The organism is Pseudomonas sp. PSPC2-3, assembly GCF_049898265.1.
Taxonomy (GTDB): domain Bacteria; phylum Pseudomonadota; class Gammaproteobacteria; order Pseudomonadales; family Pseudomonadaceae; genus Aquipseudomonas; species Aquipseudomonas veronii.
The window spans coordinates 170,332-194,989 of the sequence record NZ_JAFCXJ010000001.1; the positions used below are offsets into that span (position 1 = coordinate 170,332).

The 24,658-nt window shown below is 61.3% G+C and carries 22 protein-coding genes and 1 riboswitch; of the genes, 10 read left to right on the forward strand and 12 right to left on the reverse strand.

The window, feature by feature from the left end:
- Positions 1-32: 32 nt before the first annotated feature.
- A complete protein-coding gene (locus ACP7E3_RS00755; RefSeq protein ID WP_411220668.1) occupies positions 33-2,138 on the reverse strand; it encodes a putative bifunctional diguanylate cyclase/phosphodiesterase in 2,106 nt (701 codons plus the stop codon).
- A 312-nt stretch (positions 2,139-2,450) separates the two neighbouring features.
- Here ACP7E3_RS00755 and ACP7E3_RS00760 point away from each other — a divergent pair, with 312 nt between their 5' ends.
- Positions 2,451-3,116 carry a polysaccharide lyase family 7 protein gene (locus tag ACP7E3_RS00760; protein ID WP_046381787.1) on the forward strand — a complete coding sequence of 222 codons (666 nt, stop codon included), beginning with the start codon at positions 2,451-2,453 and terminating at the stop codon, positions 3,114-3,116.
- 149 nt (positions 3,117-3,265) lie between these two features.
- On the opposite strand, the gene fba is transcribed toward ACP7E3_RS00760, so the two are convergent.
- From fba to tkt, 6 genes are all read right to left on the reverse strand, one after another.
- On the reverse strand, positions 3,266-4,330 hold the full coding sequence (fba, locus tag ACP7E3_RS00765; protein ID WP_003177554.1) for a class II fructose-bisphosphate aldolase: 1,065 nt from the start codon (positions 4,328-4,330) through the stop codon (positions 3,266-3,268).
- A gap of 281 nt (positions 4,331-4,611) precedes the next feature.
- On the reverse strand, positions 4,612-4,944 hold the full coding sequence (locus ACP7E3_RS00770; protein WP_046381786.1) for an MliC family protein: 333 nt from the start codon (positions 4,942-4,944) through the stop codon (positions 4,612-4,614).
- A gap of 60 nt (positions 4,945-5,004) precedes the next feature.
- Positions 5,005-5,232, reverse strand: coding sequence for a hypothetical protein (locus ACP7E3_RS00775; RefSeq protein ID WP_017844953.1), 228 nt, complete (start codon positions 5,230-5,232; stop codon positions 5,005-5,007).
- Positions 5,233-5,258: 26 nt separating this feature from the next.
- A complete protein-coding gene (locus ACP7E3_RS00780; RefSeq protein ID WP_017844954.1) occupies positions 5,259-6,422 on the reverse strand; it encodes a phosphoglycerate kinase in 1,164 nt (387 codons plus the stop codon).
- 18 nt (positions 6,423-6,440) lie between these two features.
- Positions 6,441-7,490 carry an erythrose-4-phosphate dehydrogenase gene (epd, locus tag ACP7E3_RS00785; RefSeq protein ID WP_017844955.1) on the reverse strand — a complete coding sequence of 350 codons (1,050 nt, stop codon included), beginning with the start codon at positions 7,488-7,490 and terminating at the stop codon, positions 6,441-6,443.
- A gap of 209 nt (positions 7,491-7,699) precedes the next feature.
- Entirely contained in the window at positions 7,700-9,697 is a 1,998-nt protein-coding gene (gene tkt / locus ACP7E3_RS00790; protein WP_017844956.1) for a transketolase, read from the reverse strand.
- A 259-nt stretch (positions 9,698-9,956) separates the two neighbouring features.
- Here tkt and ACP7E3_RS00795 point away from each other — a divergent pair, with 259 nt between their 5' ends.
- The 5 genes from ACP7E3_RS00795 to ACP7E3_RS00815 all read left to right on the forward strand — a co-directional run bounded on the left by ACP7E3_RS00795 (position 9,957) and on the right by ACP7E3_RS00815 (position 14,928).
- Positions 9,957-10,952, forward strand: a complete 996-nt coding sequence (locus ACP7E3_RS00795; protein WP_026139787.1) for an ArsR/SmtB family transcription factor — start codon at positions 9,957-9,959, stop codon at positions 10,950-10,952.
- A 19-nt stretch (positions 10,953-10,971) separates the two neighbouring features.
- A complete protein-coding gene (metK, locus tag ACP7E3_RS00800; protein WP_017844958.1) occupies positions 10,972-12,162 on the forward strand; it encodes a methionine adenosyltransferase in 1,191 nt (396 codons plus the stop codon).
- 219 nt (positions 12,163-12,381) lie between these two features.
- Positions 12,382-12,732: a hypothetical protein gene (locus tag ACP7E3_RS00805; RefSeq protein WP_426122112.1), complete on the forward strand. Its 351-nt coding sequence runs from the start codon at positions 12,382-12,384 to the stop codon at positions 12,730-12,732.
- 99 nt (positions 12,733-12,831) lie between these two features.
- Entirely contained in the window at positions 12,832-14,493 is a 1,662-nt protein-coding gene (gene ligB / locus ACP7E3_RS00810; RefSeq protein ID WP_426122113.1) for an NAD-dependent DNA ligase LigB, read from the forward strand.
- Positions 14,494-14,532: 39 nt separating this feature from the next.
- Positions 14,533-14,928, forward strand: a complete 396-nt coding sequence (locus tag ACP7E3_RS00815) for a DUF1090 domain-containing protein (RefSeq protein WP_046381783.1) — start codon at positions 14,533-14,535, stop codon at positions 14,926-14,928.
- Between the two features lie 5 nt (positions 14,929-14,933).
- Here ACP7E3_RS00815 and ACP7E3_RS00820 read toward each other — a convergent pair whose 3' ends face one another.
- Positions 14,934-15,383, reverse strand: coding sequence for a c-type cytochrome (locus ACP7E3_RS00820; RefSeq protein WP_017844962.1), 450 nt, complete (start codon positions 15,381-15,383; stop codon positions 14,934-14,936).
- Positions 15,384-15,512: 129 nt separating this feature from the next.
- Between ACP7E3_RS00820 and mltA the strand changes: the two genes are divergently transcribed.
- Positions 15,513-16,697 (forward strand): murein transglycosylase A, encoded by a 1,185-nt coding sequence (gene mltA, locus ACP7E3_RS00825; RefSeq protein ID WP_046381782.1) that lies wholly within the window; start codon positions 15,513-15,515, stop codon positions 16,695-16,697.
- Positions 16,698-16,749: 52 nt separating this feature from the next.
- On the opposite strand, the gene ACP7E3_RS00830 is transcribed toward mltA, so the two are convergent.
- The 4 genes from ACP7E3_RS00830 to ACP7E3_RS00845 form a co-directional block, all read right to left on the reverse strand.
- Positions 16,750-17,136, reverse strand: a complete 387-nt coding sequence (locus ACP7E3_RS00830) for an MAPEG family protein (RefSeq protein WP_046381781.1) — start codon at positions 17,134-17,136, stop codon at positions 16,750-16,752.
- A 180-nt stretch (positions 17,137-17,316) separates the two neighbouring features.
- On the reverse strand, positions 17,317-18,204 hold the full coding sequence (locus ACP7E3_RS00835) for a formate/nitrite transporter family protein (protein ID WP_057003940.1): 888 nt from the start codon (positions 18,202-18,204) through the stop codon (positions 17,317-17,319).
- Positions 18,205-18,275: 71 nt separating this feature from the next.
- Complete coding sequence (locus tag ACP7E3_RS00840; RefSeq protein WP_426122114.1) at positions 18,276-20,207, reverse strand: patatin-like phospholipase family protein; 1,932 nt, start codon at positions 20,205-20,207, stop codon at positions 18,276-18,278.
- Positions 20,208-20,305: 98 nt separating this feature from the next.
- Entirely contained in the window at positions 20,306-20,710 is a 405-nt protein-coding gene (locus ACP7E3_RS00845) for an acyl-CoA thioesterase (RefSeq protein WP_017844967.1), read from the reverse strand.
- A gap of 198 nt (positions 20,711-20,908) precedes the next feature.
- Positions 20,909-21,015: riboswitch (S-adenosyl-L-homocysteine riboswitch) on the forward strand.
- A gap of 21 nt (positions 21,016-21,036) precedes the next feature.
- Here ACP7E3_RS00845 and ahcY point away from each other — a divergent pair.
- The 3 genes from ahcY to ACP7E3_RS00860 all read left to right on the forward strand — a co-directional run bounded on the left by ahcY (position 21,037) and on the right by ACP7E3_RS00860 (position 24,625).
- On the forward strand, positions 21,037-22,446 hold the full coding sequence (ahcY, locus tag ACP7E3_RS00850; protein ID WP_017844968.1) for an adenosylhomocysteinase: 1,410 nt from the start codon (positions 21,037-21,039) through the stop codon (positions 22,444-22,446).
- A gap of 172 nt (positions 22,447-22,618) precedes the next feature.
- Positions 22,619-23,464: a methylenetetrahydrofolate reductase [NAD(P)H] gene (gene metF / locus ACP7E3_RS00855; RefSeq protein WP_017844969.1), complete on the forward strand. Its 846-nt coding sequence runs from the start codon at positions 22,619-22,621 to the stop codon at positions 23,462-23,464.
- Positions 23,465-23,542: 78 nt separating this feature from the next.
- Positions 23,543-24,625: a hypothetical protein gene (locus ACP7E3_RS00860; protein ID WP_046381779.1), complete on the forward strand. Its 1,083-nt coding sequence runs from the start codon at positions 23,543-23,545 to the stop codon at positions 24,623-24,625.
- Positions 24,626-24,658: the final 33 nt, after the last annotated feature.

The window sequence follows — 24,658 nt, forward strand, 5'->3', positions numbered from 1 at the left end:
ACAGGGTTCGAATGGGCGCCAGTGTAGCGAATTCAGCAGGAACGGGCGCGCAACCAGTCGACCACCGCCCCGGCCATCAACGGTGGGGCCGCCCATGGCCCCTGGACAAACGGGCAACCATTGGCCTTGAGCCACTGGGCTTGCTCCAGCGTCTCTACGCCCTCGGCGACTACCAGCACGCCGAAATGCCCGCACAACTCGATAATGCTGCGCGCCATCGCCGCATCCCGCGCCGAGCCCGGCAGGCCCGCGACCAATTGGCGGTCCAGCTTGAGCGTGTCGAATGGCAGGTCGCGCAGATGGGCCAGGGAACAGTGGCCGGAACCAAAATCATCCAGGGCGATGCGTACCCCGACCGCGCGCAGTAACTTGAACTGCTTGGCGGACGCTTCGAGGTTATGCATCAGGCTGTCCTCGCCGATTTCCACCTCCAACTGGCGCCCCTGCAACCCATGTCGGTCGAGTACCTGCTGCAGTTGGCTCGCCAGGTTGGGCATGTTGAACTGGCTGCTGCTCAGGCTCACGCTCAACACCAGTTCATCCTCGAACATGGCTTGCCACACCTGACGCTGGGCGGCGACCTGGTGGTAGATCCAGGCACTCAACTGGCTGATCAGCCGCGCCTCTTCCAGCAGCGGCAAAAACAGCCCCGGCGGTACATCGCCGACACTCGGGTGCTGCCAGCGCAACAACGCCTCGACGCCGCGCAGATGGCCGTCCTCCAGAGACACCTGGGGCTGGTACACCAGGGTGAAATCCTTGTTCTGGATGGCGTTGCGCACGCTGTCCTCGAGCATCAGCCGCGAGCGGGCGCGACCGTTCATTTCCTGATCGTAATAGCGATATTGCTGACGCCCCGCACGCTTGGCCTCATACATGGCGATATCAGCCGCACGCAACAGGCCGCCCAAGTCCGAGCCGCAATCCGGAAAAGTCGCGATGCCGATGCTGACCCCGAGCATCACCTCCAAGCCATCCACCTGTTGGCAAACAGACACCCGGTCGATCAGTTTTTCCGCAATCTTCGCCGCCTGTTCGGGGAACTCCAGCTCCAACAACGCCGTGAATTCATCCCCGCCCATGCGTCCGAGAATGTCGTAGGAACGCAGGCAGCTCTGCAACTGTTCCGAAACCCAGCGCAGCACCCGATCACCCGCGTCATGCCCCAGCGAGTCATTGACCCGTTTGAAGCCGTCGAGGTCCAGGTACAACAAGACCAGCGACTGCTCGGTACGATCGCTGCGCAGCAGGGAGTTTTCCACGGCCTGGTAAAAGCCACGGCGGTTCAACAACCCGGTCAGCGGGTCGGTCACCGCCTGGAACTCCAGTTGCTGATGCAGGTGGCAGACCTCGGACATGTCCAACACGGTCACCACCATGGCCTTCTGCTCGGCGGGCAACGGCGCACAAGAGAGCGCCACCGGCACCTGCTGACCGCGGCCGGTACGCAAGATCGCATCATGCAAACGCCAGGTTTGGCCTTGACGGAAACCGGCGTACATCTGCGATTCCAGCCAGGCAGGCACATGGGGTTTTTGCAGGAAACTCAAAAAATCCTTGCCCTTGAGCTCATCGTGCGTGGCATTGAGCAGGCGTGAAATCGCCGGGTTGGCGTACTCGATCACGCCCGCATCACTCACCACAAGGATGCCTTCGGCGGCGTTGTCCAGCACCGAGGCATTGAAGGCGCGGGCGGACTCCAGGTCATGGCTCAGGCGCTGCAACGCCCGACGGGTGCGCTGCTGCTCCAGCAACGCCTGGACCTTGGGTTTGAGGATATGCGGGTCGAAGGGTTTAAACAGGTAATCGATGGCGCCGCTGGCATAACCTTCCAGCACGGCGGCCGGCGATTGCGCATTCGCGCTGAGAAAGATGATCGGCGTCATGCGCGTGCGCTGGCTGCCGCGCATCAGGCGGGCGACTTCAAAACCGTCCATGCCGGGCATCATCACGTCGAGCAGCACCAGGTCTACCTCGTGCTGGAGCAACAGTTCCAGAGCCTCCAGGCCGGAACCGGCGGTCACCACCTGCCAGTCATCACGTTGCAAAAGGGCGCGCATGCTAATCAGATTTTCCGGGTAGTCATCGACCACCAGAAGAACCGAACCGCCATCGCCTTGGTGTGGAGCGCATTCCATACTACGTCTCTTCCTTAAGGTGCCGCACCGGTCAGTTCTGACAGAAAACCCGGGCAAGCACTGAGGTCTCACTCTAGCCTTGGTTCCCAAAAATCAGAAGTGAAGCGGGTGCCATCATCGCACCAAAGACTGCTAAGCCGACTAACGGTCAACCCCTGCAGCCCACGGTTCATGGGGAACATGGCTTTTTGACATTCCCTTGGCGCCAATAACTTGCCAGGCATTCATTAACAAGCGGCGGACTACCGCCTATAAAGATGCTGTCTGGCCCGAGGGCCAAAGCCTATACCTATCTGTAAAAAGGCCTACGCCATGATTGATCTTTCCACCTGGAACCTGAGCATTCCGGTCGGCTCGCCTCCCGCGACCATCGACACCCCGAAGCTGATGAGTGGCTTCAATGACCAATATTTCCAGGCCGAAGGCAGCAACGTGCAATTCTGGACACCCGTCACCGGCACACGTACCGAGAACGCCATTTACCCCCGCAGCGAACTGCGCGAAACCTACGCCGACGGGCGCCTGCGCAACTGGACCTACCCCGAAGCCGACAATTATCTGCGCGCCACGCTGGCCGTCAACCAGGTGCCCTCCTCCGGGAAAATCGTCATCGGCCAGATCCACGCCTACGACAGCCAGAAACCCTTGATCAAGGTGGAATACCAGTTCAAGGAAAAAACCCAGACCGGCAACATCGTCGCCAAGGTCCGCATGCGCCCGGACGACGATGAAAGCCGGGTGATCATCGTCGCCTCCAATGTGCCGCTGGAGAAGAGTTTTACCTACGTGATCAACCTCAACAAAGCCGGGTTGCTGAGTGTGGAAGCCGCCGACGGGCAGTGGAACGAGCGCATTGGCGCGGCCTGGGGCAGCAAGCCGCTGTATTTCAAGGCGGGGGCGTATGTGCAGGACAACAGCGGGGATAGCAAGGAAGGGGCGAAGGTGACGTTTGCGAAGTTGGATATTGATCACGAGTGAACGGATTGGCCTCATTACGAGCACTGGTAAACGCCGTTCCCCTGTGTAGCCTTAGGACTCGGTGCTGGTCCTACGCGCCTGCAAGCTGATCAAATTCCAGCCGCAAAAAAGCCCGCATCGCTGCGGGCTTCTTTTTAAACGCTTGAGGCTCAGTTCACCTTAGCGTTCAACTCACCTTTCAGGTAACGCTGGTACATCGCTTCCAGGGAGATCGGCTTGATCTTCGAAGCATTGCCCGCAGTACCAAACGCTTCATAACGTGCGATACACACATCGCGCATCGCAGTCACGGTGGCGCCGAAGAATTTACGTGGGTCGAATTCGCTCGGGTTGGTGGCCATCAGGCGACGCATCGCGCCGGTGGATGCCAGGCGCAGGTCGGTGTCGATGTTGACCTTGCGCACGCCGTACTTGATGCCTTCGACGATTTCTTCAACCGGTACGCCGTAGGTTTCTTTGATGTCGCCGCCGTACTGGTTGATGATCGCCAGCCACTCTTGCGGCACCGAGGAAGAACCGTGCATCACCAGGTGGGTGTTGGGGATGCGCTTGTGGATTTCCTTGATGCGGTCGATGGCCAGCACGTCGCCGGTAGGCGGCTTGGTGAACTTGTAGGCGCCGTGGCTGGTGCCGATGGCGATGGCCAGGGCGTCGACCTGGGTCTTCTTGACGAAGTCGGCGGCTTCTTCCGGGTCGGTCAGCATCTGGCTGTGATCCAGCACGCCTTCGGCGCCGATGCCGTCTTCTTCGCCAGCCATGCCGGTTTCCAGGGAACCCAGGCAGCCCAGCTCGCCTTCAACCGAGACGCCGCAGGCGTGAGCCATGGCCACGGTTTGTTGGGTGACGCGCACGTTGTACTCGTAGTCGGTCGGGGTCTTGCCGTCTTCGCCGAGGGAGCCGTCCATCATCACCGAGCTGAAGCCCAGTTGGATGGAACGCTGGCACACGTCCGGGCTGGTGCCGTGGTCCTGGTGCATGCACACCGGGATGTGCGGGAATTCTTCGATCGCGGCGAGGATCAGGTGACGCAGAAACGGGGCACCGGCGTATTTACGCGCACCGGCCGAAGCCTGGACGATCACTGGGGAGTCAGTCTTGTCAGCGGCTTCCATGATGGCGCGCATCTGCTCAAGGTTGTTGACGTTAAAGGCTGGGACGCCGTAGCCGAACTCGGCTGCGTGGTCCAGCATTTGACGCATGCTGATAAGTGCCATTGTGTTGTCTCTCCCGGTCGAGGGTCGTTAATCGTGCAAGCCTGCCGTAGCGGCGGCTGCTATTCAAGTTATTGCCGGTCAGGCTTTGCATACCTGGCCTGCTGAATCGTTTTTTCACTATCCGGTTCACCGCCTGTATCACTTTGGAACCGGATCAATGTGGGAGGGGGCTTGCCCGCGATGGCGATTTACCTGTCGACATCGCGGGTGGCTGACCCAACGCTATCGGGGGCAAGCCCCCTCCCACATTGGGATCTCATTAATGTTGAGACCGTGTTCTTTTACTGGGCCTTGCAGCCACGTCCGATCAAATCGTCGGTGGCCACCCAGTAAACCAGGCCTTCCTCACCTTTTGTGTGAAACGCCAACTGATCGTTGCTGTAGAGCACACCCGATGCCGCCACGTCCTGCTTGAGGCGGTAAACCTGGGTCGAGCCGCCGAGGCGGACATCCACTTCGGTGCGGGCCGGGTTGGCAAAGCGCCAGTTGACCTCGGCCTTGCTGTCGCAGGTCCAGGTCGTCCATTTGTCGGCAGGCTCTGCCTTGTTGAACATGTTCATGCTGCTGCAACCGGCCAATAACGCCAGTGCTACCAGGGCGAAAACGCCTTTCATTGCCAATCCTCGCACGCAGGCCTTGGGCCTGCGTTGCAGTCGGTTAGTTGATCAGACCCTTCAAGGGCAACCCTGTTCCTGACCGTTGGGCGCAGAGTCGTATTTCTCCAGCCGTTCGTTGCCCATGCGCTTGTTGATCACCGGCATGGTCTCGGCTTGCCAATCGGCTTGGTAGCAGCTTTTTTTCTGCGCCGGCAGCGCCTTTCCAGGTGCCGGCGCCGCGCTCGGCGTGCTGCCGCAGCCGGCCAACAGGCCCGCTGCGATCACCAGTGCCAACGACTTGATCATGGGAATGCTCCTTTTCCTGATCTGCCTCAGCCTTTGGCTCGGCTTTCCAGGACTTCAACCGCCGGCAGGACTTTGCCTTCGACGAATTCGAGGAACGCGCCGCCACCGGTGGAAATGTAGGAGATCTGGTCGGCAACGCCATATTTATCGATGGCCGCCAGGGTGTCGCCGCCGCCAGCGATGGAGAATGCCGAGCTTTCGGCAATGGCCTTGGCCAGCACTTTGGTGCCGTTGCCGAACTGGTCGAACTCGAACACACCGACCGGGCCGTTCCACAGGATGGTCCGGGAGGCTTTCAGCAATTGCGCGAAGTTGGCTGCGGTTTGCGGGCCGATGTCCAGGATCATGTCGTCAGCGGCCACGTCATCGATGAGTTTGACGGTGGCTTCAGCGCTTTCGGCAAATTCCTTAGCCACGACCACGTCCACCGGCAGCGGCACGCTGACCTTGGCCGCGATGGCGCGAGCGGTGTCCAGCAGGTCCGGCTCGTACAGCGACTTGCCCACCGGGTGACCGGCTGCGGCCAGGAAGGTGTTGGCAATGCCGCCGCCGACGATCAACTGGTTGCAGACCTGGCTCAGGCTGTTGAGTACGTCCAGCTTGGTGGAGACTTTGGAACCGGCCACGATGGCCGCCATTGGTTGGGCCGGCGCCTTCAGGGCCTTGCCCAGCGCGTCCAGCTCGGCAGCCAGCAACGGGCCGGCGGCAGCGACCTTGGCGAACTTGGCCACGCCGTGGGTCGAACCTTCGGCGCGGTGGGCGGTGCCGAAGGCGTCCATCACGAACACGTCGCACAGGGCGGCGTATTGCTGGGCCAGTTCGTCACTGTTCTTTTTCTCGCCCTTGTTGAAGCGCACGTTTTCGAACAGCACGACGTCGCCGGCTTTCACGTCGACGCCGCCGAGGTAGTCAGCCACCAGCGGCACGTCGCGGCCCAGGGCCTTGCTCAGGTAATCGGCCACAGGCTTGAGGCTGTTTTCGGCCGAGAACTCACCTTCGGTCGGACGACCCAGGTGGGAGCAGACCATCACGGCCGCACCTTTTTCCAGGGCCAGCTTGATGGTCGGCAGCGAGGCCAGGATTCGCGCATCGCTGGTGACAACACCGTCCTTGACTGGGACGTTGAGGTCTTCGCGAATCAGTACGCGTTTACCTTGCAGATCGAGGTCGGTCATCTTCAACACGGTCATGGGTGGCAATTCCTGAGGCTAAAGTTTTGGAGAGGCTGTTTGCAGATAGTGTTCTGCGACGTCCAGCATTCGGTTGGCAAACCCCCATTCGTTGTCGAACCAGGCCAGGATATTCACCAGCCTCGGGCCGGAAACGCGGGTCTGGCTGGCATCGACAATCGCCGAATGCGGGTCATGGTTGAAATCACAACTGGCGTGGGGCAACTCAGTGTAGGCCAGCAAACCTTTGAGCGGGCCGCTGGTGGCGGCGTCGCGCAGAATCCGGTTGACCTCCACCGCATCGGTGTCGCTGACGGTTTGCATGGTGATGTCCAGGCATGAAACGTTCACCGTCGGCACCCGCACGGCTTTGGCCTGAATTCGCCCGGCAAGTTCCGGCAACAGCCGTTCGATGCCACGCGCCAGACCGGTGGACACCGGAATCACCGACTGAAACGCCGAACGCGTGCGGCGCAGGTCTTCATGGTGATACGCGTCGATCACCGGCTGGTCGTTCATCGCCGAGTGGATGGTGGTGATCGACACGTAGTCCACGCCGATCGCCTGGTCCAGCAGGCGCAACAACGGCACGCTGCAGTTGGTGGTGCAGGAAGCGTTGGACACCAGCCGTTCAGCGCCGGTCAGGCAATCCTGGTTGATGCCGTAGACGATGGTGGCGTCGACATCCGCCTCGCTGGCCATCGGCTGGGAAAACAGCACACGCGGCGCGCCGGCATCGAGAAAACGCTGGCCGTCGGCACGGGTGTTATAGGCACCGGAGCATTCCAACACCAGGTCGACGCCCAGCGCCGCCCAGTCGATGCCCTCGGGGGTGGCACTGCGCAGCACTTTCACGCAGTCGCCCTTGATATGCAGACAATCGCCTTCCACCCGCACTTCGCCGGGGAACCGGCCGTGGGTGGAGTCAAAGCGTGTCAGGTATTCGATGCTGGCCATGTCGGCCAAATCGTTGATCGCGACAATTTCAAACCCGGCCGCCGCCCCTCGCTCGAACAGAGCACGCAAGACGCAACGACCAATACGGCCGTAGCCGTTGAGTGCAACTTTGTAGGGACGCGGTTGGGGCATGGGGTTCTCGCAGTGTGGGCGACACAAACCATCTAACCAATGTAGGAGCGAGCTTGCTCGCGAAGATCGTCAACGATAACGCAGCGTCTCTGGTTTGACGCGGCGCTCTCTCGTTCTTCGCGAGCAAGCTCGCTCCTACAGTGGGTGCGATGGGCAGTCGCCACCGCACATCTGTGTGCAGCAGCCAGTTGGCCACCGCGTTCGCGCTTTTAGTCTTCCAGCAGCTCTTCAGCCTGACCCAGGATGTTTTCCAGGGTGAAACCGAACTCTTCGAACAAGGCTGGTGCCGGCGCCGACTCACCGTAGGTGGTCATGCCGATCACGCGGCCTTCCAGGCCCACGTACTTGTACCAGTAGTCGGCGTGAGCCGCTTCGATGGCGATACGCGCGCTGACCTGCAGCGGCAATACCGATTGCTTGTAGTCGGCGTCCTGAGCTTCGAACACGCTGGTGCAAGGCATGGACACCACGCGCACGTTGCGGCCCTGGGCAGTCAGCTTGTCGTAGGCCTGAACGGTCAGGCCGACTTCGGAACCGGTAGAGATCAGGATCAGCTCCGGCTCGCCGATGCAGTCCTTGAGCACGTAGCCACCACGGCTGATGTCAGCGATCTGCGCGTCAGTGCGAACCTGATGTTGCAGGTTCTGACGGGAGAAGATCAGCGCCGAAGGGCCGTCCTTGCGCTCGATCGCGTGTTTCCAGGCCACGGCGGATTCGACCGCGTCGGCTGGGCGCCAGCAATCCAGGTTCGGCGTGGTGCGCAGGCTGGTCAATTGCTCGACCGGCTGGTGGGTCGGGCCGTCTTCGCCCAGGCCGATGGAGTCGTGGGTGTACACGTGGATCACGCGTTTCTTCATCAGCGCGGCCATACGCACTGCGTTGCGCGCGTATTCCATGAACATCAGGAAGGTCGCGCCGTAAGGCACCAGACCGCCGTGCAGGGACACGCCGTTCATGATCGCGCTCATGCCGAATTCGCGCACGCCGTAGTACATGTAGTTACCGCTGGCGTCTTCGGCGGAGACACCTTTGCAACCTTTCCACAGGGTCAGGTTGGAACCGGCCAGGTCAGCCGAACCGCCGAGGAACTCAGGCAGCAGCGGGCCAAAGGCGTTCAAGGTGTTCTGGCTGGCTTTACGGCTGGCGATGGTCTCGCCCTTGGCTGCGACTTCGGCGATGTAGGCAGAGGCTTTTTCCGCGAAGTCGGCAGGCAGGTCACCGGCGAGGCGGCGTACCAGCTCATTGGCAAGCTCCGGGAATTCGGCGGAGTAGGCGGCGAAACGCTGGTCCCACTCGGCTTCGGTGGCCAGGCCTTGTTCCTTGGCATCCCATTCGGCGTAGATGTCGGCCGGGATTTCGAACGGGCCGTAGTTCCACTTCAGCGCTTCACGGGTCAGGGCGATTTCCGCGTCACCCAGCGGGGCGCCGTGGCAGTCTTCTTTGCCTTGCTTGTTCGGCGAGCCGAAACCGATGGTGGTCTTGCAGCAGATCAGGGTCGGCTGCTCGCTCTTGCGGGCGGTGTCGATAGCGGTCTTGATTTCTTCCGGGTCGTGGCCGTCGACGTTGCGGATCACCTGCCAGTTATAGGCCTCGAAACGCTTAGGGGTGTCGTCGGTGAACCAGCCTTCGACTTCGCCGTCGATGGAGATGCCGTTGTCGTCGTAGAAGGCAATCAGCTTGCCCAGGCCCAAGGTACCAGCCAGGGAAGCGACTTCGTGGGAAATGCCTTCCATCATGCAGCCATCACCCAGGAATACGTAGGTGTGGTGGTCGACGATGTGGTGGCCGGGGCGGTTGAACTGCGCGCCCAGGACTTTTTCAGCCAGGGCGAAACCGACGGCGTTGGCCAGGCCTTGGCCCAGGGGACCGGTGGTGGTCTCGACGCCTGGGGTGTAGCCGAATTCCGGGTGACCCGGGGTACGGCTGTGCAACTGGCGGAAGTTTTTCAGATCGTCGATGGTCAGATCGTAGCCGGTCAGGTGCAGCAGCGAGTAGATCAGCATCGAGCCGTGGCCGTTGGACAGCACGAAGCGGTCACGGTCGGCGAAAGACGGGTTGGTCGGGTTGTGTTTCAGGTAGTCACGCCAGAGTACCTCGGCGATATCCGCCATGCCCATCGGGGCACCGGGATGGCCGCTGTTGGCTTTTTGCACGGCATCCATGCTGAGGGCACGAATGGCGTTGGCACGCTCACGACGGCTGGGCATCGCTGTTCTCCTGAGGGTTGAATAAAAGAAACGGAAAAAAGGACCAGCATTTTCCCTCAGCCACCGCCTGCGGGCAATGACAGATAGTCACTTGAGGGCGTTTTTCCTGTGGTTTGCGCGGCAATCGCCTGCAGAACCCTGCCGCCGCTTCGTCTAACGGGAATAGCGCTCGCTTATAACCGCCACTTATCGACCAATATCAAAACTTTTTGATATTGGCCTTGCGATGATTTCCACCCGTCACTAGACTGCTGGCCTTATGAACTTACCCGTGCCCTCCCTGCGTCCCGACGATGGCGATGAACTGGCAGCCTTATGCAAGGCCGCTGGCGATCCGTTGCGCCTGAACGTCTTGCGGGTGCTGGCCAACGATTCCTTTGGCGTGCTGGAACTGGCGCAGATTTTCGCCATCGGCCAATCGGGCATGAGCCATCACTTGAAGGTCCTGGCCCAGGCCGACCTGGTGGCCACCCGCCGCGAAGGCAATGCGATTTTTTACCGCCGCGCCCTGCCCCACACCGAGTTGCTCGGCGGCAAGCTGCACAGCGCGCTGCTGGAAGAAGTGGACAACTTGAGCCTGCCCGGCGACGTGCAATCACGCATCGGCCAGGTTCACGGGCAGCGCGCGGCGGCCAGCCAGGACTTTTTCTCACGGGTCGCCGAGAAGTTTCGCGCCCAGCAAGACCTGATCGCCGGCTTGCCGCAATATCGCGAAAGTGTACTGGCGTTGTTGGACAAGCTGAGCTTCAGTCATAAAGCGACGGCCCTGGAAGTCGGGCCTGGCGATGGCGGCTTTTTGCCGGAACTGGCGCGCCGCTTTCAACAGGTCACGGCGCTGGACAACAGCCCGGCGATGCTCGAACTGGCACGCCAACTGTGCGAGCGCGAGGCCTTGGGCAACGTCAGCCTGCAGTTGGCCGATGCCCTGAATGACACCAGCCTGCGGGCCGATTGCGTGGTGCTGAACATGGTCCTGCACCATTTCGCCGCCCCCGCCGACGCCCTCAAGCAGATGGCGAATTTGCTGCAACCCGGCGGTAGCCTGCTGGTTACAGATTTATGCAGCCACAACCAGAATTGGGCCAGGGAGGCCTGCGGTGATCTCTGGTTGGGTTTTGAACAGGACGATCTGGCCCGTTGGGCCACCGCTGCGGGACTCGTTCCCGGGGAAAGCCTCTATGTAGGTTTACGTAATGGTTTCCAGATCCAGGTCCGCCATTTTCAGCGACCGGCTGGCGACACTCACCATCGGTAAATATCAGGAAAACATCGAGATGAGCGAATACTCCCTTTTCACCTCCGAGTCCGTGTCTGAAGGGCATCCGGACAAAATCGCCGACCAGATTTCTGATGCGGTGCTGGACGCCATCATTGCTGAAGACAAGTTCGCCCGTGTGGCGTGCGAGACTCTGGTGAAAACGGGCGTGGCGATCATCGCCGGCGAAGTCACCACCACGGCCTGGGTCGACCTGGAGCATATCGTCCGCGAGGTGATCACCAACATCGGCTATAACAGCTCCAACGTCGGCTTCGACGGCGCGACCTGCGGCGTGATGAACATCATCGGCAAGCAGTCCCCGGACATCAACCAGGGTGTCGACCGCGCCAAGCCAGAAGACCAGGGCGCCGGCGACCAGGGCCTGATGTTCGGCTACGCCAGCAACGAAACCGACGTGCTGATGCCAGCGCCGATCACCTTCTCGCACCAACTGGTGCAGCGCCAAGCCGAAGCCCGTAAATCCGGCCTGCTGCCGTGGCTGCGTCCGGACGCCAAATCCCAAGTGACGTGCCGTTATGAAGGCGGCAAAGTGGTCGGTATCGATGCTGTCGTGCTGTCGACCCAGCACAACCCGGACGTTTCCTACGCCGACTTGCGCGAAGGCGTGATGGAGCTGATCGTCAAGCACGTGCTGCCGGCTGAACTGCTGAACAAGGACACCCAGTTCCACATCAACCCGACCGGCAAGTTCATCATCGGTGGCCCGGTGGGCGACTGCGGCCTGACCGGGCGCAAGATCATCGTCGACAGCTATGGCGGCATGGCCCGTCACGGCGGTGGCGCGTTCTCCGGCAAAGACCCATCCAAGGTTGACCGTTCGGCGGCCTACGCTGGTCGCTACGTGGCCAAGAACATCGTCGCCGCTGGCCTGGCCGAGCGTTGCGAGATTCAGGTGTCCTACGCCATCGGCGTGGCCCAGCCTACGTCGATCTCGCTGAACACCTTCGGCACCGGCAAGATCAGCGATGACAAGATCGTCAAACTGGTGCGCGAGATCTTCGACCTGCGCCCTTACGCGATCACCACCATGCTCGACCTGCTGCACCCGATGTACCAGGAAACCGCGGCCTACGGCCACTTCGGCCGTACCCCGGCGCAGAAGACGGTCGGCGACGACACCTTCACCACCTTCACCTGGGAAAAAACCGACCGCGCCAACGACCTGCGTATCGCTGCCGGCCTGTAATCGCTTGCGCTACCCAAAGCCCTGCCGGGTTCGCCCGGCAGGGCTTTTTATTGTCGGGCGATTCGCGTCGGTGTTCACATTTTTTGGATCCAAACCTTGCAGGCTAAATAATGGCCCACTAGAATCCGCGCCCTCTCGGGCCCTCCACCTTATTCTGGATATTGCACTGCGCCGGCCCGGGACTCATCAGCGCGCAGGCAATCGGACATTGAGGTTTTCATGCATATTTCCAAGCTCGCCCCTGCCGCCCTGCTGCTCAGCCTGTTTGCCCTGCCGGTGAACGCCGCCGACCTGAGCGCACTGAGTGGCGCACTGAGCTCCCAGCTCGGTGGCGGCAACTCCCGCGACTGCCAGCAGCATGCCAAAGACCTGCAAACCAAGATCGACGCGGCCAATGCCAAGAACGACGCGTTGAAAGTGAAGGCCTTCGAAGCCGCGCTGGAGCAGGTCAACAAAGGCTGTAACAAACTCGCCGAGTCCCAGGCCAACGTCGATGCCAAGCAGCAAAAGCAGCAGGCCAAGGCAGAAAACAACGATGCCGTGAAAGCCCTGGGTGGTCTGTTCAAGTAAGCAGAAACACCCGGTAAAAAGCCCCGCTCTGTCGGGGCTTTTTTGTGGGCGCGAAGATCCCTTAGGCTGAACGCCCCTTACCGAGCAAGGATGCTCCCGATGCGCTTGCTGATCGTTCTTTTACTCAGTGTTCTAACCGGGTTGGCCAGGGCTGAAGAGTGCCCCGATGACGCACGGGCACAAATCGGCCCGCTGGCTCGGCAAATCAGCCTCTGGGACGACAGTTACCACCGGCTCGGCCATTCGCCCATCAGCGACGAACTCTACGACCAGGCCCGCCAGCGCCTGGCTCACTGGCAGCGGTGTTTCCCGCAACCGGCGGCGGTGGCCGACAAGCCTCTGGCCAGCTCACGGGGCACCTCGCCGCACCCGGTGGCCCATACGGGCCTGGACAAATTGCTCGACGAACACGCCGTCGGCGAATGGCTCCAGGTTCGCCAAGATGTGTGGGTCCAGCCCAAGGTCGACGGTGTCGCCGTGAGCCTGGTGTACCGCCAGGGGCGCCTGCACCAAGTGATCAGCCGGGGCGACGGCCTGCTCGGCCAGGACTGGTCGGCCTGCGCGAAAAAAATCCCCGGCATCGTCCAGCAATTGCCGGAGCCCATCGACCTGGTGCTGCAAGGTGAGCTCTATTGGCGTCTCGACGACCATGTGCAATCAAGCCTGGGCGGGCTCAATGCGCGCAGCAGGGTGGCCGGTTTGATGAACCGTCGACAGTTGAGCGACGCCGAGGCCGCCGGGATCGGTCTGTTTGTCTGGGCCTGGCCCGATGGCCCGGCGGACTTCACCGAGCGCCTGGCCACCCTGGCAGGCAGGGGCTTCATCGACAGCCAACGCTACAGCCGGCCCATCCAGGACATCGCCGGCGCCGCCCGCTGGCGCACCTACTGGTACAACCATCCACTGCCATTTGCCAGTGATGGCGTCGTGCTGCACCAGGCCACGCGCGCACCCGCCAAGCGCTGGCAGGTCAGTGCGCCTTACTGGGCAGTCGCCTGGAAATACCCCGCCGCCAAGGCTCTCGCACTGGTACGCAAGGTGCAGTTCAACATCGGCCGCACCGGGCGCATCACCCCTATCCTGGAACTCGAACCGGTGCGCCTGGACGACCGGCAGATCAGCCGCGTCAGCACCGGCTCCCTGCAACGCTGGAAAACCCTGGATATCCGCCCCGGCGACCAGGTCGCCATCAGCCTCGCCGGCCAGGTCATCCCGCGACTGGACGAGGTGGTCCTGCGCAACGAGACCCGAGTGGACATCCAAGTCCCCAACGCCCGGGACTTTCACGCCCTGAGTTGCTGGCAACTGGACCCTGGCTGCGAAGAACAGTTGCTGTCGCGCCTGACCTGGTTGAGCGGCAACCAGGGCCTGGGCCTGCCGCATATGGGCAGGGAGACGTGGAACGTATTGATCCAGGCCGGTCTAATCGCAGGCTTCCTCGATTGGTTGACCCTCGATGCGGCAGAGCTTGCTAACATTGAGGGCTTCGGCGATCGCAGCCGTGCGCGGGTGCTCGACAGTATCCAAAGCGCGCGGCAACGGCCTTTCGCTCAATGGCTCAAAGCCCTGGGTGTACCGCCTGCGGCACGCAATAACCTGGAAGGCGGCTGGCAGGCGCTGGTTGCCAAGGACACCCAAGCCTGGCTGGCCCTGGATGGCATCGGCCCGGGCCGCGCGGCGCAACTCAGCGCTTTTTTTCGCGACCCGCAGATACAGGCTTTGGCTGAGACACTACGCGTGGCCGGAATAGACGGGTTTTGAACCCGACCCGGCCATCAGATTGCGACTTTGGAGCTCCATATGAAATTTTTAGCCCCTTTTGCCCTGCTGACCGTCGCATGCTTCATGGCGACGCCGCTGCTGGCAGCCGAAGAAGCAACCCCGCTGACCGGCTGCGCCGCCAAGCGCCAGGCCATCAGCACCCAGATCGAACAGGCCAAGGCCCATGGCGACAGCGCACAACAAGCCGGCCTGGAGAAAGCCCTGAGTGAAGTCACGGCCAACTGCAACGACGCGGCGTTGAAAAAGGAACGCGAAAACAAGGTGCTCGACGCCAAGCATGACGTCAGCCGCCGTCAGGCCGACCTCGACAAGGCGATGAAAAAAGGCGACGCGGACAAGATCAACAAACGCAAGGACAAACTGGCCGAGTCGCGCAAAGCACTGCAGGATGCGGTGGAAGAACTCGACCAGTAAACCGGTCAGTGGTCCCGGAACTGCTTATGACAGGCGCTGCAGGCATCTTCGACTTTCTGCACTGCAGGCGAAAGGTTACTGGCCTTGTAAGGCTGCACCTGGCTTGCAATCACCAATTCACCGGTGGCCGCTTCGAGGTCGCGGGCCATTTGCTGGAATTGCGCCTGTTTTTGCCAGACGTCGTCCTTGGCGCTGGTGTGGTCTTCCTCACGCACGCTCGGAAAATGCTTCCATGGCTCATGGGACAACGCATCGAGCTTGACCGCGCCTTCGGCGAACTTCGCGCCGTCGAACGGGATGCGCCCACGCAACATGCCACCCAGGTCTTCGCCGGTCTTGAGCATTTGCTTGAAGATCGCTTTGCGCTGGCCCAGGGGCGAATTCGGATCAACGCCGCCACAGGCGGACAGCGCCAGGCAGGCCAGCAGTACAACAGTCAGTTTTTTAAAAGTCATGGTGGCTTCGAGGTCACGGGAAACGGCGGCCAGTATCCTCGCCCCACTCGCAAAGACCAATAGCCCTATTAACGATAAGGGTTGCCCAAACGCGTCGACGCACGGGCAATCGCTTCAGGAATTGCTTGTATGAATATCGCTTTGAAACCCTGGAGCCGCCGTCTGGCGTGGGCTCTACCGATGATCGCGGTGCTGGCCGGCTGCGATGCGGGCAAGGACACGCACAAAGATGAAACAATCAAACCCCATGCGGTGGCCACCTATGTGAACGCACCGTGGGAAGCCCTGCCGGCGGTGTCCGACAGCGAACTGCTGGCCGGGTTTGAGTCCTGGCGCAGCGCCTGCCAACGCCTCAAGGCTGACCCGGTGTGGGGCGCGACCTGCGCGGCGGCAACGGCGGTGCCAGGCGATGCCGCGGCGGTTCGCGGTTTTCTCAAGGAACGCCTGGACGTATTCGGCCTGCGCTCGGCCGACAACACACCGAACGGCCTGATCACCGGCTACTACGAACCCGTCTACCCCGGCAGCCTGACCGAAACCCCCACCGCCCATGTGCCGGTGTACGGCGTGCCGGACGACCTGATCATCGTCAACCTCGAAAGCATCTACCCGGAACTCAAGGGCAAGCGCCTGCGCGGCCGCCTGGAAGGTCGTGTACTCAAGCCGTATGACGACGCCAGCACGATCAACGGCCAAGGCTCCACCGCCAAGCCGATCGCCTGGCTGACCGACCCGATGGACCTGCAGTTCCTGCAGATCCAGGGTTCGGGGCGGATTCAACTGGCAGGCGGGCGCCAATTGCGCATCGGCTATGGCGACCAGAACGGCTACCCCTACCGCCCCATCGGCCGTTGGCTGGTGGAGCAAGGCGAGCTGAAGAAAGAAGACGTGACCATGGGGGCCATCGGCGCCTGGGCCAAGGCGCATCCGCAACGCATTCCGGAACTGCTGGCGAGCAACCCCAGCTACGTGTTCTTCAGCGCCCGCCCCGACAGCAACGAAGGCCCTCGCGGCTCGCTGAACGTGCCGCTGACCGCCGGCTACAGCGTGGCGGTGGATCGCAAGGTGATTCCGCTGGGCAGCCTGCTGTGGCTGTCGACCACACGCCCGGACGGTGCGCCGATCGTGCGCCCCGTCGCCGCGCAGGATACCGGCGGCGCAATCACCGGCGAAGTGCGCGCAGACTTGTTCTGGGGCACAGGGGCGGCCGCAGGCGAACTGGCAGGGAATATGAAGCAGCAGGGGCAGATCTGGATGTTGTGGCCGAAGGGCGCCGCATTACCCCAGGTACCGGATGCCCCGGCCGGCACCTGACAGACGCTGACCGACAGTGTGGGGCAAGCCAGCCCCCACACTGCGGCAAGCGTTAGATCGAGACGAAGAAGAAACTCGCAATCAGCGCCATGCCCACCGCCCACACCAGCGAGCGCAGGATGGCCCAGTCCGCCAGGTAGCAGATGATGTACAGCAGGCGGCTGGTGATAAACAGCACCGCGAGGACATTGATCGTGACCAGTTCGGCGGTGCCGGCCAGGTGCGCGATGATCACTGCGGCAGCAAACGCCGGGGTCACTTCAAAGCTGTTGAGTTGCGCGTTATGGGCGCGTTTGGCGAAGCCTTCCAGGGTATCGAGGAAGGCACGCGGGTCATGGTTCTGCCGTGGCCCGAACTTGCCGCCACTGAATTTGGCCACACCGGTACACAGGTACGGCAGAAAGATTGCGATCAATACACACCAGAAAGCGACAGTCATCACTCATTCCTTTTTTGGTTTTATCAAGGCGATCAACGCTTTATCACGAACATGCCGACCCGCATCCAGCCACAGGCTCTGCGTCCAACCGCATGGCCCAAAGCACCCAAGCGTAGCTCATCAAAACGCACACCCCCAACCGCCATGGGTTCCGTGTCGGCAGCGCGTTGATTCTGCCGCTCACTGATCCTTATTGATCCGCTGCGGGTGCCTCGGGTCCGCTGCAACCTTACCCGGCAAGCTGCTTTCGCTGCGGATCTGCGCATGACTGATCAGCGCAAAGATACAACTGCCTCCAATGATATTGCCGGCCAGGGTCGGCCCGGCGAATATCAGCCAGAAATCCTTCCACGGCAGTTCACCGGCAAATACCAGGTAAGACACTTCCGCCGAGCCGACCACGATGTGGGTGAAATCCCCCAGCGCCATCAAGTAGGTGATCAGGATGATGATCCAGAGCTTGGCGCTTTCCATCGACGGAATCATCCACACCATGGTGGCGATCATCCAACCGGAAACGATGCCCTTGGCGAACATCTGGCCGGGGGCGTTTTCCATGACTTTGCGTCCGATCTCAAGGAAGGCCTGGTCGGTCCTGGTATCGAAGATCGGCAGGTGCAGCATCACATAAGCCACCAGCAAGGTGCCGCACAGGTTGCCCACCAGCACCACCGTCCACAGCCGCAGCAAGCGCCCGGCATTGGCCAGGGTCGGTTTGCTCATCACCGGCAGCACTGCGGTCAGGGTGTTTTCGGTGAACAACTGCTGACGCGCGAGAATCACCGCCAAAAAGCCCGCGCAGTAACCGAAACTGGCAATGACTTTGAACCCTTCACCGTCCGGCAGGCGCGAGTTGAGCAGGCCCATGCCCATCAATGACAGGCCCATGGTCAGGCCGGCCGCCAGCGCCGACCACCACAATGCCGCCACCGTGCGCTCCAGTTCCTGGTCGCCCTGGGTGCGGATGATTTCATGCAGCACCGCCGCGCGGGGTGGCTGGTTCTTGTCGACGTCGTGCTGCTCTTCCTTCGACAGGTTGGGGGTCTTGCCGTCGTCGTGCGTGGCCATGATGCTCCAGAGTCCAAGGGGTACCTGTAGCTACGACAGGCTGGAGCGATGGCTGTTCAGTGGCCTGGCAACTAAACCGGTATGCGCCAGGCCTTGGCCATCTCCACCGTGGTCGAGCTGAACGGTTTTGACCAGGGCTTGTTGCGTGCGCCGTAGTGCCGAATGATCTCGTCGAGCACCCGGTTGAACGCCGCGGGGGTGGTCGCCTTGGCCAAATCCGCCGCAGCGCGTTGCAGCAGGTCGACATTGGCGTCGGTCTGGCCTGGCCGGTACAGCGATGGGTAGATGACCTCGCGGGTGAAGTTTTCGGCCTTTACCGCGATGTCGCGCCGTTTCATTTCGGCGACCGCACTGGCCATGACGCTGGACATCGGCGAGGCGCCCGAAGCCTGCTTGGCCGCCACCTGCAACAACTGCTGAAAATTGCGCTGCCCCGCGGCATTCAATCGACGCCCCAGCCACTCGACGTGCTCAGGCCGACTGGCGAGCGCATCCAGGTTACGCAGCGCGGCAGACAGCTCAGGTGTGAAAATCAGGGTGTCGTGGGCCTGGTTCACCTTGGCAATGGCACTGTCCAGGGTTTGCAGCGCTTGTTGTGCGTTCTGTCTGAACATCAACACCGCGGCGGCGGCCGGGTCTTTCTGCAAGGTTGCTTGCGCACTGGCCAGCATCGCATCGTCCATTGCCAGCACCGCGTCATCCAACGAGGCGAACGTGTGATGCTCGCGCACCGTGTCGCGTTGTTCCAAGTGCGCCGCCACGGTTTTGCGCGCCTGTGCCTGCAGATGCTGCTTGTCTTGCGCGCTCATGGTGAAATTCACGGTGCCGTTGAGCGTGCCGCGAAAGTCCCCCTTATCCGTCTTCAGCGGCAGGACCACGGTCTGCTCGGCAAACGCCTTGAGCCGCTCATTTTGATAGGCTTCGGCGGACGCATGGGGCGTTCCGGTCAGCTTGTCGACGAGGCTGCTGAAAAAACCGCCGCTTTTTTTCGGCATCGCTGCGTCTTCGGCTTCAAACTTGACGATCAGAGACTCGTGCTGGCTCAAAGGGCTTTCTGCAAACGAGGGCTCGATCACCCCGGGGGCCGGCGTGTTGAGCAGCAGGCCACCGTCCTGGAAGGCAGTGGCTTCGGTGGTTTCCTGGAAGACATGCCCCTGCTCGGCAGGGCGCTTGAAAAGCACCGGCAACGACGCCGAAATGTGTGCGGCGCGGGCGATGTCCATGTCCGGGGTCAGGCTGGCGTTGAACGTCACCAATTGCGGGCGGCCGTCGAACATCCCAGTGCCGGTGATATTGAGCGGTTTGATCGCCGGGATATGTCGGTTCAACACTTCAAGATCGCGAAACGTCGGAGCCTCGCCGGCGCTGAGCCGGTCGGCGATTTTCATGACTTCACCAGGCCGGGTGGCCCTTGGCGTAGCGGCGATATGGGCAAGGACCGATTGGCGCGACTCATTGCGCAGCAATTGTTCCAAGGGACGCGCCTCGGTTTGCAGGCGCGGCATCATGGTCAGCAACAATTGAGAGATATTGCCCGCCGGGCCTGGCAAGCGCCGGGTGAGTTTGCCCAGGCGAGCACTGGCCTCTTGCAGCCAGGCCGTCAACGGGTCGTCGCTGTTCAACAGGCTCGGCAGGTCGATGCGGTTCGATAGCTTGCCGAAGACCTCGGCGTTCATGCCGCTGGCGAGCAACGAGGCAGAAATCGCGCCGGCGGATGAGCCGGAAATAACCTGGATACCTTGCAGCTTCCCACTGTCCTCCAGCGCCTGCACCATTCCCGGATAGGCAATGCCTTTGGCACCTCCGCCGCTAAGCACCAGATGGCTGGGCGGTGGCGGCGACAACACCACCTCCACCTGGCCGTCAATATTGCGGGAAAGACTCAGTTTGCGCGGTCCCGCGGCCTCAACCAACGTGGTTTTCACGTCTTGGCTGAGGGGGGCTTGCGATGACTGGAGCGAAAGCGGCTGCATCTGCGCAGCCAGATTGGACGACACTTTCATACATAGGCTCTCGATACAGAACGTAGTCCTGAGTCGTGAGAAAGCCTGGGAAAGATCCACGCGGAATGATTTGGTAAAGCAATCAAACCGCTGTGCGGTTACGCAGGAGGGCTGTCTTCCTTGAACTGGTCTTTCACGTATTTGATCTCGGTCCGGCCGTGAGGCGCGGGCAAACCGTCTTCGCCGAGGTTGACGAAGACCATTTTTTCCACGGTGAGGATGCTTTTGCGGGTGATCTTGTTGCGCACTTCACAGGTCAGGGTGATGGAGGTGCGGCCGAAATCGGTGGCGGTGATGCCCAGCTCGATGATGTCGCCCTGGCGCGAGGCGCTGACGAAGTTGATTTCGGAGATGTACTTGGTCACCACGCGCTGGTTGCCCAATTGGACAATCGCGTAGATGGCCGCTTCTTCGTCGATCCAACGCAGCAGGCTGCCACCGAACAGGGTGCCGTTGGGGTTGAGGTCTTCAGGTTTTACCCATTTGCGGGTGTGGAAGTTCATGGTCACTCCAAAGCGTCTTGCCGAATGATGGGCAATATCATGGCAGAGCCTGGGCGCAAGCTCTATGCGCCATTGCCTATCGCCCCCATACGGGATCTTCATATCGCCGACAGAAAGGCTTGGGAAGTGCCGCGTACACAGCTATAATCGCACCCGCTTCAAAACGGTCATCTTCAGTTGATACCGTTCTCCCGCCACCTGTCCGAGGGGCGCTGCAGCAGGTTAGACCTGTCAGGCTCGGATGGGGCGTTGTCCGGCCTGGTTGTCCTGGCCTGATACTAAACGCACAACGGCGCCCATTCGCACACTACGAATGGAGGCTCTTCATGAGCGCTGTAATTACGCCTGCAGATTTCAACGACTACAAAGTCGCCGACATGTCCCTCGCTGCCTGGGGCCGTCGCGAAACCTTTATCGCCGAATCCGAAATGCCTGCCCTGATGGGCCTGCGTCGCAAGTACGCCGCTGAGCAACCGCTCAAGGGCGCGAAGATTCTCGGCTGCATCCACATGACCATCCAGACTGCCGTGCTGATCGAAACCCTGGTTGCCCTGGGTGCCGAAGTGCGTTGGTCGTCCTGCAACATCTTCTCGACACAAGACCAGGCCGCCGCCGCCATCGCTGCTGCCGGTATCCCGGTATTCGCCTGGAAAGGCGAGACCGAAGCAGAGTACGAATGGTGCCTGGAGCAAACCATCCTGAAAGATGGCGCGCCTTGGGATGCCAACATGGTCCTCGACGACGGCGGCGACCTGACCGAGCTGCTGCACAAGAAGTACCCGCAGATCCTCGACCGCGTCCACGGCGTGACCGAAGAAACCACCACCGGCGTACACCGCCTGCTGGACATGCTGGCCAAGGGCGAGCTGAAAATCCCGGCCATCAACGTCAACGACTCGGTGACCAAGAGCAAGAATGACAACAAGTACGGCTGCCGTCACAGCCTGAACGATGCGATCAAGCGCGGCACCGACCACCTGCTGTCGGGCAAGCAAGCCCTGGTGATCGGCTACGGTGACGTGGGCAAGGGTTCGTCCCAGTCCCTGCGCCAGGAAGGCATGATCGTCAAGGTCTCCGAAGTCGACCCGATCTGCGCCATGCAAGCCTGCATGGACGGTTTCGAAGTGGTTTCGCCGTTCATCGATGGCATCAACGATGGCAGCGAAGCGAGCATCGACAAGGCCCTGCTGGGCAAGATCGACCTGATCGTCACCACCACCGGTAACGTGAATGTCTGCGATGCCAACATGCTCAAGGCCCTGAAGAAGCGCGCCGTGGTGTGCAACATCGGTCACTTCGACAATGAAATCGACACCGCTTTCATGCGCAAGAACTGGGCATGGGAAGAAGTGAAGCCACAGGTACACAAGGTTCACCGTACCGGCTCGGGCGATTTCGACCCGCAGAACGACGACTACCTGATCCTGCTGGCCGAAGGCCGCCTGGTAAACCTGGGTAACGCCACTGGCCACCCAAGCCGCATCATGGACGGCTCGTTCGCCAACCAGGTACTGGCGCAGATCTTCCTGTTCGGCCAGAAGTACGCCGACCTGTCGCCGGCCCAGAAAGCCGAGCGTCTGACCGTGGAAGTGCTGCCGAAGAAACTCGACGAAGAAGTGGCCCTGGAAATGGTCCGCGGCTTCGGCGGCGTGGTGACTCAACTGACCAAGACCCAGGCCGACTACATCGGCGTGACCGTCGAAGGTCCGTTCAAGCCGCACGCTTACCGCTACTAAGTAACCAGCTCCACCTGCTCTAACCTGTAGGAGCGAGCTTGCTCGCGAAAAACCCAAGGGCACCGCGTACAGCCTGTTTGACGCGTTATCGTTGACGTTCTTCGCGAGCAAGCTCGCTCCTACAGTGCAGGTGGGTTGCACAGTCGGCTTCTGAGTTTCCAAGGGTATTACCATGTCCCAAGACCGTCGCTACAGCTTCGAGTTCTTTCCGACCAAGACCGATGCTGGGCATGAAAAACTGATGGCGACTGCCAAGCAGTTGGCCAGCTACCACCCCGACTTCTTCTCCTGCACCTACGGCGCTGGCGGCTCGACCCGTGACCGCACGATCAACACCGTGTTGCAGCTGGAAAGCGAAGTCAAAATTCCCGCCGCGCCGCACTTGTCGTGCGTGGGCGACAGCAAGGCCGACCTGCGCGCCCTGCTGACCCAATACAAAGGCGCCGGCATCAAGCGCATCGTCGCCCTGCGCGGTGACCTGCCATCCGGCATGGGCATGGCCAGCGGTGAGCTGCGCTACGCCAACGACCTGGTGAGCTTCATCCGCGAAGAAAGCGGCGATCACTTCCACATCGAAGTGGCCGCTTACCCGGAGATGCACCCACAGGCGCGCAACTTCGAAGACGATCTGCAGAATTTCGTGCGCAAGGCCAACGCCGGCGCCGACAGTGCGATCACCCAGTACTTCTTCAACGCCGACAGCTACTTCTACTTCGTCGAGCGTGTACGGGCCATGGGTGTGAACATCCCGATCGTGCCAGGCATCATGCCGATCACCAACTACAGCAAGCTGGCGCGCTTCTCCGACGCCTGCGGTGCTGAGATCCCACGCTGGGTGCGTAAGCAACTGGAAGCCTATGGCGACGACGTCAAAAGCATCCAGGCATTCGGCGAACAGGTAATCAGTGAGATGTGTGAACAATTGTTGCAAGGTGGTGCGCCAGGGCTGCATTTCTATACCCTGAACCAGGCTGAACCTAGCCTTGCCATCTGGAACAACCTCAAGCTGCCACGCTGAAGTTTGCCCGGCTGTGCCAAGGCCCTCGTTTCTACGAGGGCCTTTGTCGTTTTACATGCCCACGGAACCCAGCAGTCCATGAATACAGTCCCCACGACTTCCCGCCCGCAACTGGTGTATCTGGTTTTCGGTGCCCAGACCTACCATCAGGAAGCCGTCTTCAGTATCGCCAGCGCCTTGGCTTTTCTGCAGGACACCCCGGACGCCGTCGTGGACATCCAGGTATTCAGCGACAACCCCGAACCCTATCGCCTGCTGCCGGTACGCGTGCGCCCGCTGGACGACGCCACCCGCAAACGCTGGAGCGAGCCCCATGGCTATCACTTCCGCACCAAACACGTGGTGCTGCGCCAGGTGCTGGAAGAGTCGTCGACAGCCCTGCTGATCGACACCGACACCTTCTTCCACCATTCGCCCACAGCCCTGTTCGAGCGCGTGCAACCCGGCACTCTGCTGTGCAACGCCTTCTACACCAAGTACGGCGACAATCACGAAAGCATCCTCTATAGCGCCTTGCACCAGCACCTGCTGGACATGGGCGTGGCCGACGATGACATGATGACCCTCAACTCCGGCGTCATCGGCCTGACGCAACAGGACGCGCACATCCTCGATCGCTCCATCGAGTTGATGGACGAACTGTTCCCCCACGCCCAGGGCGCCTACACCCTGGAAGAGTTCTGCCTGTCGATCGCCGCCTACCGCACCGTGAATGTGCGCGAGTGCCCGGACCTGATCCACCATTACTGGAGCCGCAAGCAGCTGTTCCGCGCCAAGGTCAAGGCGTGGATCGCCAAGCATGCGGCCGCCCCCACCAGCGCGCAGGCCCTGGCCGACACGCGTCAGGTTTCCTCGCACCTGCCGCGCCCGCCGCGCTTGCAGCGCCTGATGTACAAACTGATCACCCTGCTCTTGCCCAAGCACCAGCAGCAGTTCATCCGCGAAGTTCTCTACGGTTGCTACGAGCACGAGAACGAGTTCGACCAGGCGTGTGGCCCGGTGTGGTGGGACAAGGCGCGGCAGAATCAGGAAGAGCGCCAGCAACGTCCGCTCGACGCCCACCAACTGGAGCACTGGTTCGCCAACCCGGTGGTCAGGCTGATTCTGGGCGAGCGGCGCAGCGCGATCTACGAACACTTGATAACCTCGCCCGCCAAATAACGATCCTTGCAGATGCGCGTGCCAGAGCTTCTC

Bases quoted from the DNA above. Each gene is read 5' to 3' on its own strand.
- ACP7E3_RS00860 (WP_046381779.1), top strand. From the start codon at position 23,543: ATGAATACAGTCCCCACGACTTCCCGCCCGCAACTGGTGTATCTGGTT.
- ACP7E3_RS00840 (WP_426122114.1), bottom strand. From the start codon at position 20,207: ATGAAAGTGTCGTCCAATCTGGCTGCGCAGATGCAGCCGCTTTCGCTC.
- ACP7E3_RS00820 (WP_017844962.1), bottom strand. From the start codon at position 15,383: ATGACTTTTAAAAAACTGACTGTTGTACTGCTGGCCTGCCTGGCGCTG.
- ACP7E3_RS00845 (WP_017844967.1), bottom strand. From the start codon at position 20,710: ATGAACTTCCACACCCGCAAATGGGTAAAACCTGAAGACCTCAACCCC.
- fba (WP_003177554.1), bottom strand. From the start codon at position 4,330: ATGGCACTTATCAGCATGCGTCAAATGCTGGACCACGCAGCCGAGTTC.
- ahcY (WP_017844968.1), top strand. From the start codon at position 21,037: ATGAGCGCTGTAATTACGCCTGCAGATTTCAACGACTACAAAGTCGCC.
- ACP7E3_RS00805 (WP_426122112.1), top strand. From the start codon at position 12,382: ATGCATATTTCCAAGCTCGCCCCTGCCGCCCTGCTGCTCAGCCTGTTT.
- metF (WP_017844969.1), top strand. From the start codon at position 22,619: ATGTCCCAAGACCGTCGCTACAGCTTCGAGTTCTTTCCGACCAAGACC.
- ACP7E3_RS00830 (WP_046381781.1), bottom strand. From the start codon at position 17,136: ATGACTGTCGCTTTCTGGTGTGTATTGATCGCAATCTTTCTGCCGTAC.
- ACP7E3_RS00780 (WP_017844954.1), bottom strand. From the start codon at position 6,422: ATGACCGTGTTGAAGATGACCGACCTCGATCTGCAAGGTAAACGCGTA.
- ACP7E3_RS00770 (WP_046381786.1), bottom strand. From the start codon at position 4,944: ATGAAAGGCGTTTTCGCCCTGGTAGCACTGGCGTTATTGGCCGGTTGC.
- ACP7E3_RS00775 (WP_017844953.1), bottom strand. From the start codon at position 5,232: ATGATCAAGTCGTTGGCACTGGTGATCGCAGCGGGCCTGTTGGCCGGC.
- ligB (WP_426122113.1), top strand. From the start codon at position 12,832: ATGCGCTTGCTGATCGTTCTTTTACTCAGTGTTCTAACCGGGTTGGCC.
- tkt (WP_017844956.1), bottom strand. From the start codon at position 9,697: ATGCCCAGCCGTCGTGAGCGTGCCAACGCCATTCGTGCCCTCAGCATG.
- mltA (WP_046381782.1), top strand. From the start codon at position 15,513: ATGAATATCGCTTTGAAACCCTGGAGCCGCCGTCTGGCGTGGGCTCTA.
- ACP7E3_RS00760 (WP_046381787.1), top strand. From the start codon at position 2,451: ATGATTGATCTTTCCACCTGGAACCTGAGCATTCCGGTCGGCTCGCCT.
- epd (WP_017844955.1), bottom strand. From the start codon at position 7,490: ATGCCCCAACCGCGTCCCTACAAAGTTGCACTCAACGGCTACGGCCGT.
- ACP7E3_RS00755 (WP_411220668.1), bottom strand. From the start codon at position 2,138: ATGGAATGCGCTCCACACCAAGGCGATGGCGGTTCGGTTCTTCTGGTG.
- metK (WP_017844958.1), top strand. From the start codon at position 10,972: ATGAGCGAATACTCCCTTTTCACCTCCGAGTCCGTGTCTGAAGGGCAT.
- ACP7E3_RS00815 (WP_046381783.1), top strand. From the start codon at position 14,533: ATGAAATTTTTAGCCCCTTTTGCCCTGCTGACCGTCGCATGCTTCATG.
- ACP7E3_RS00795 (WP_026139787.1), top strand. From the start codon at position 9,957: ATGAACTTACCCGTGCCCTCCCTGCGTCCCGACGATGGCGATGAACTG.
- ACP7E3_RS00835 (WP_057003940.1), bottom strand. From the start codon at position 18,204: ATGGCCACGCACGACGACGGCAAGACCCCCAACCTGTCGAAGGAAGAG.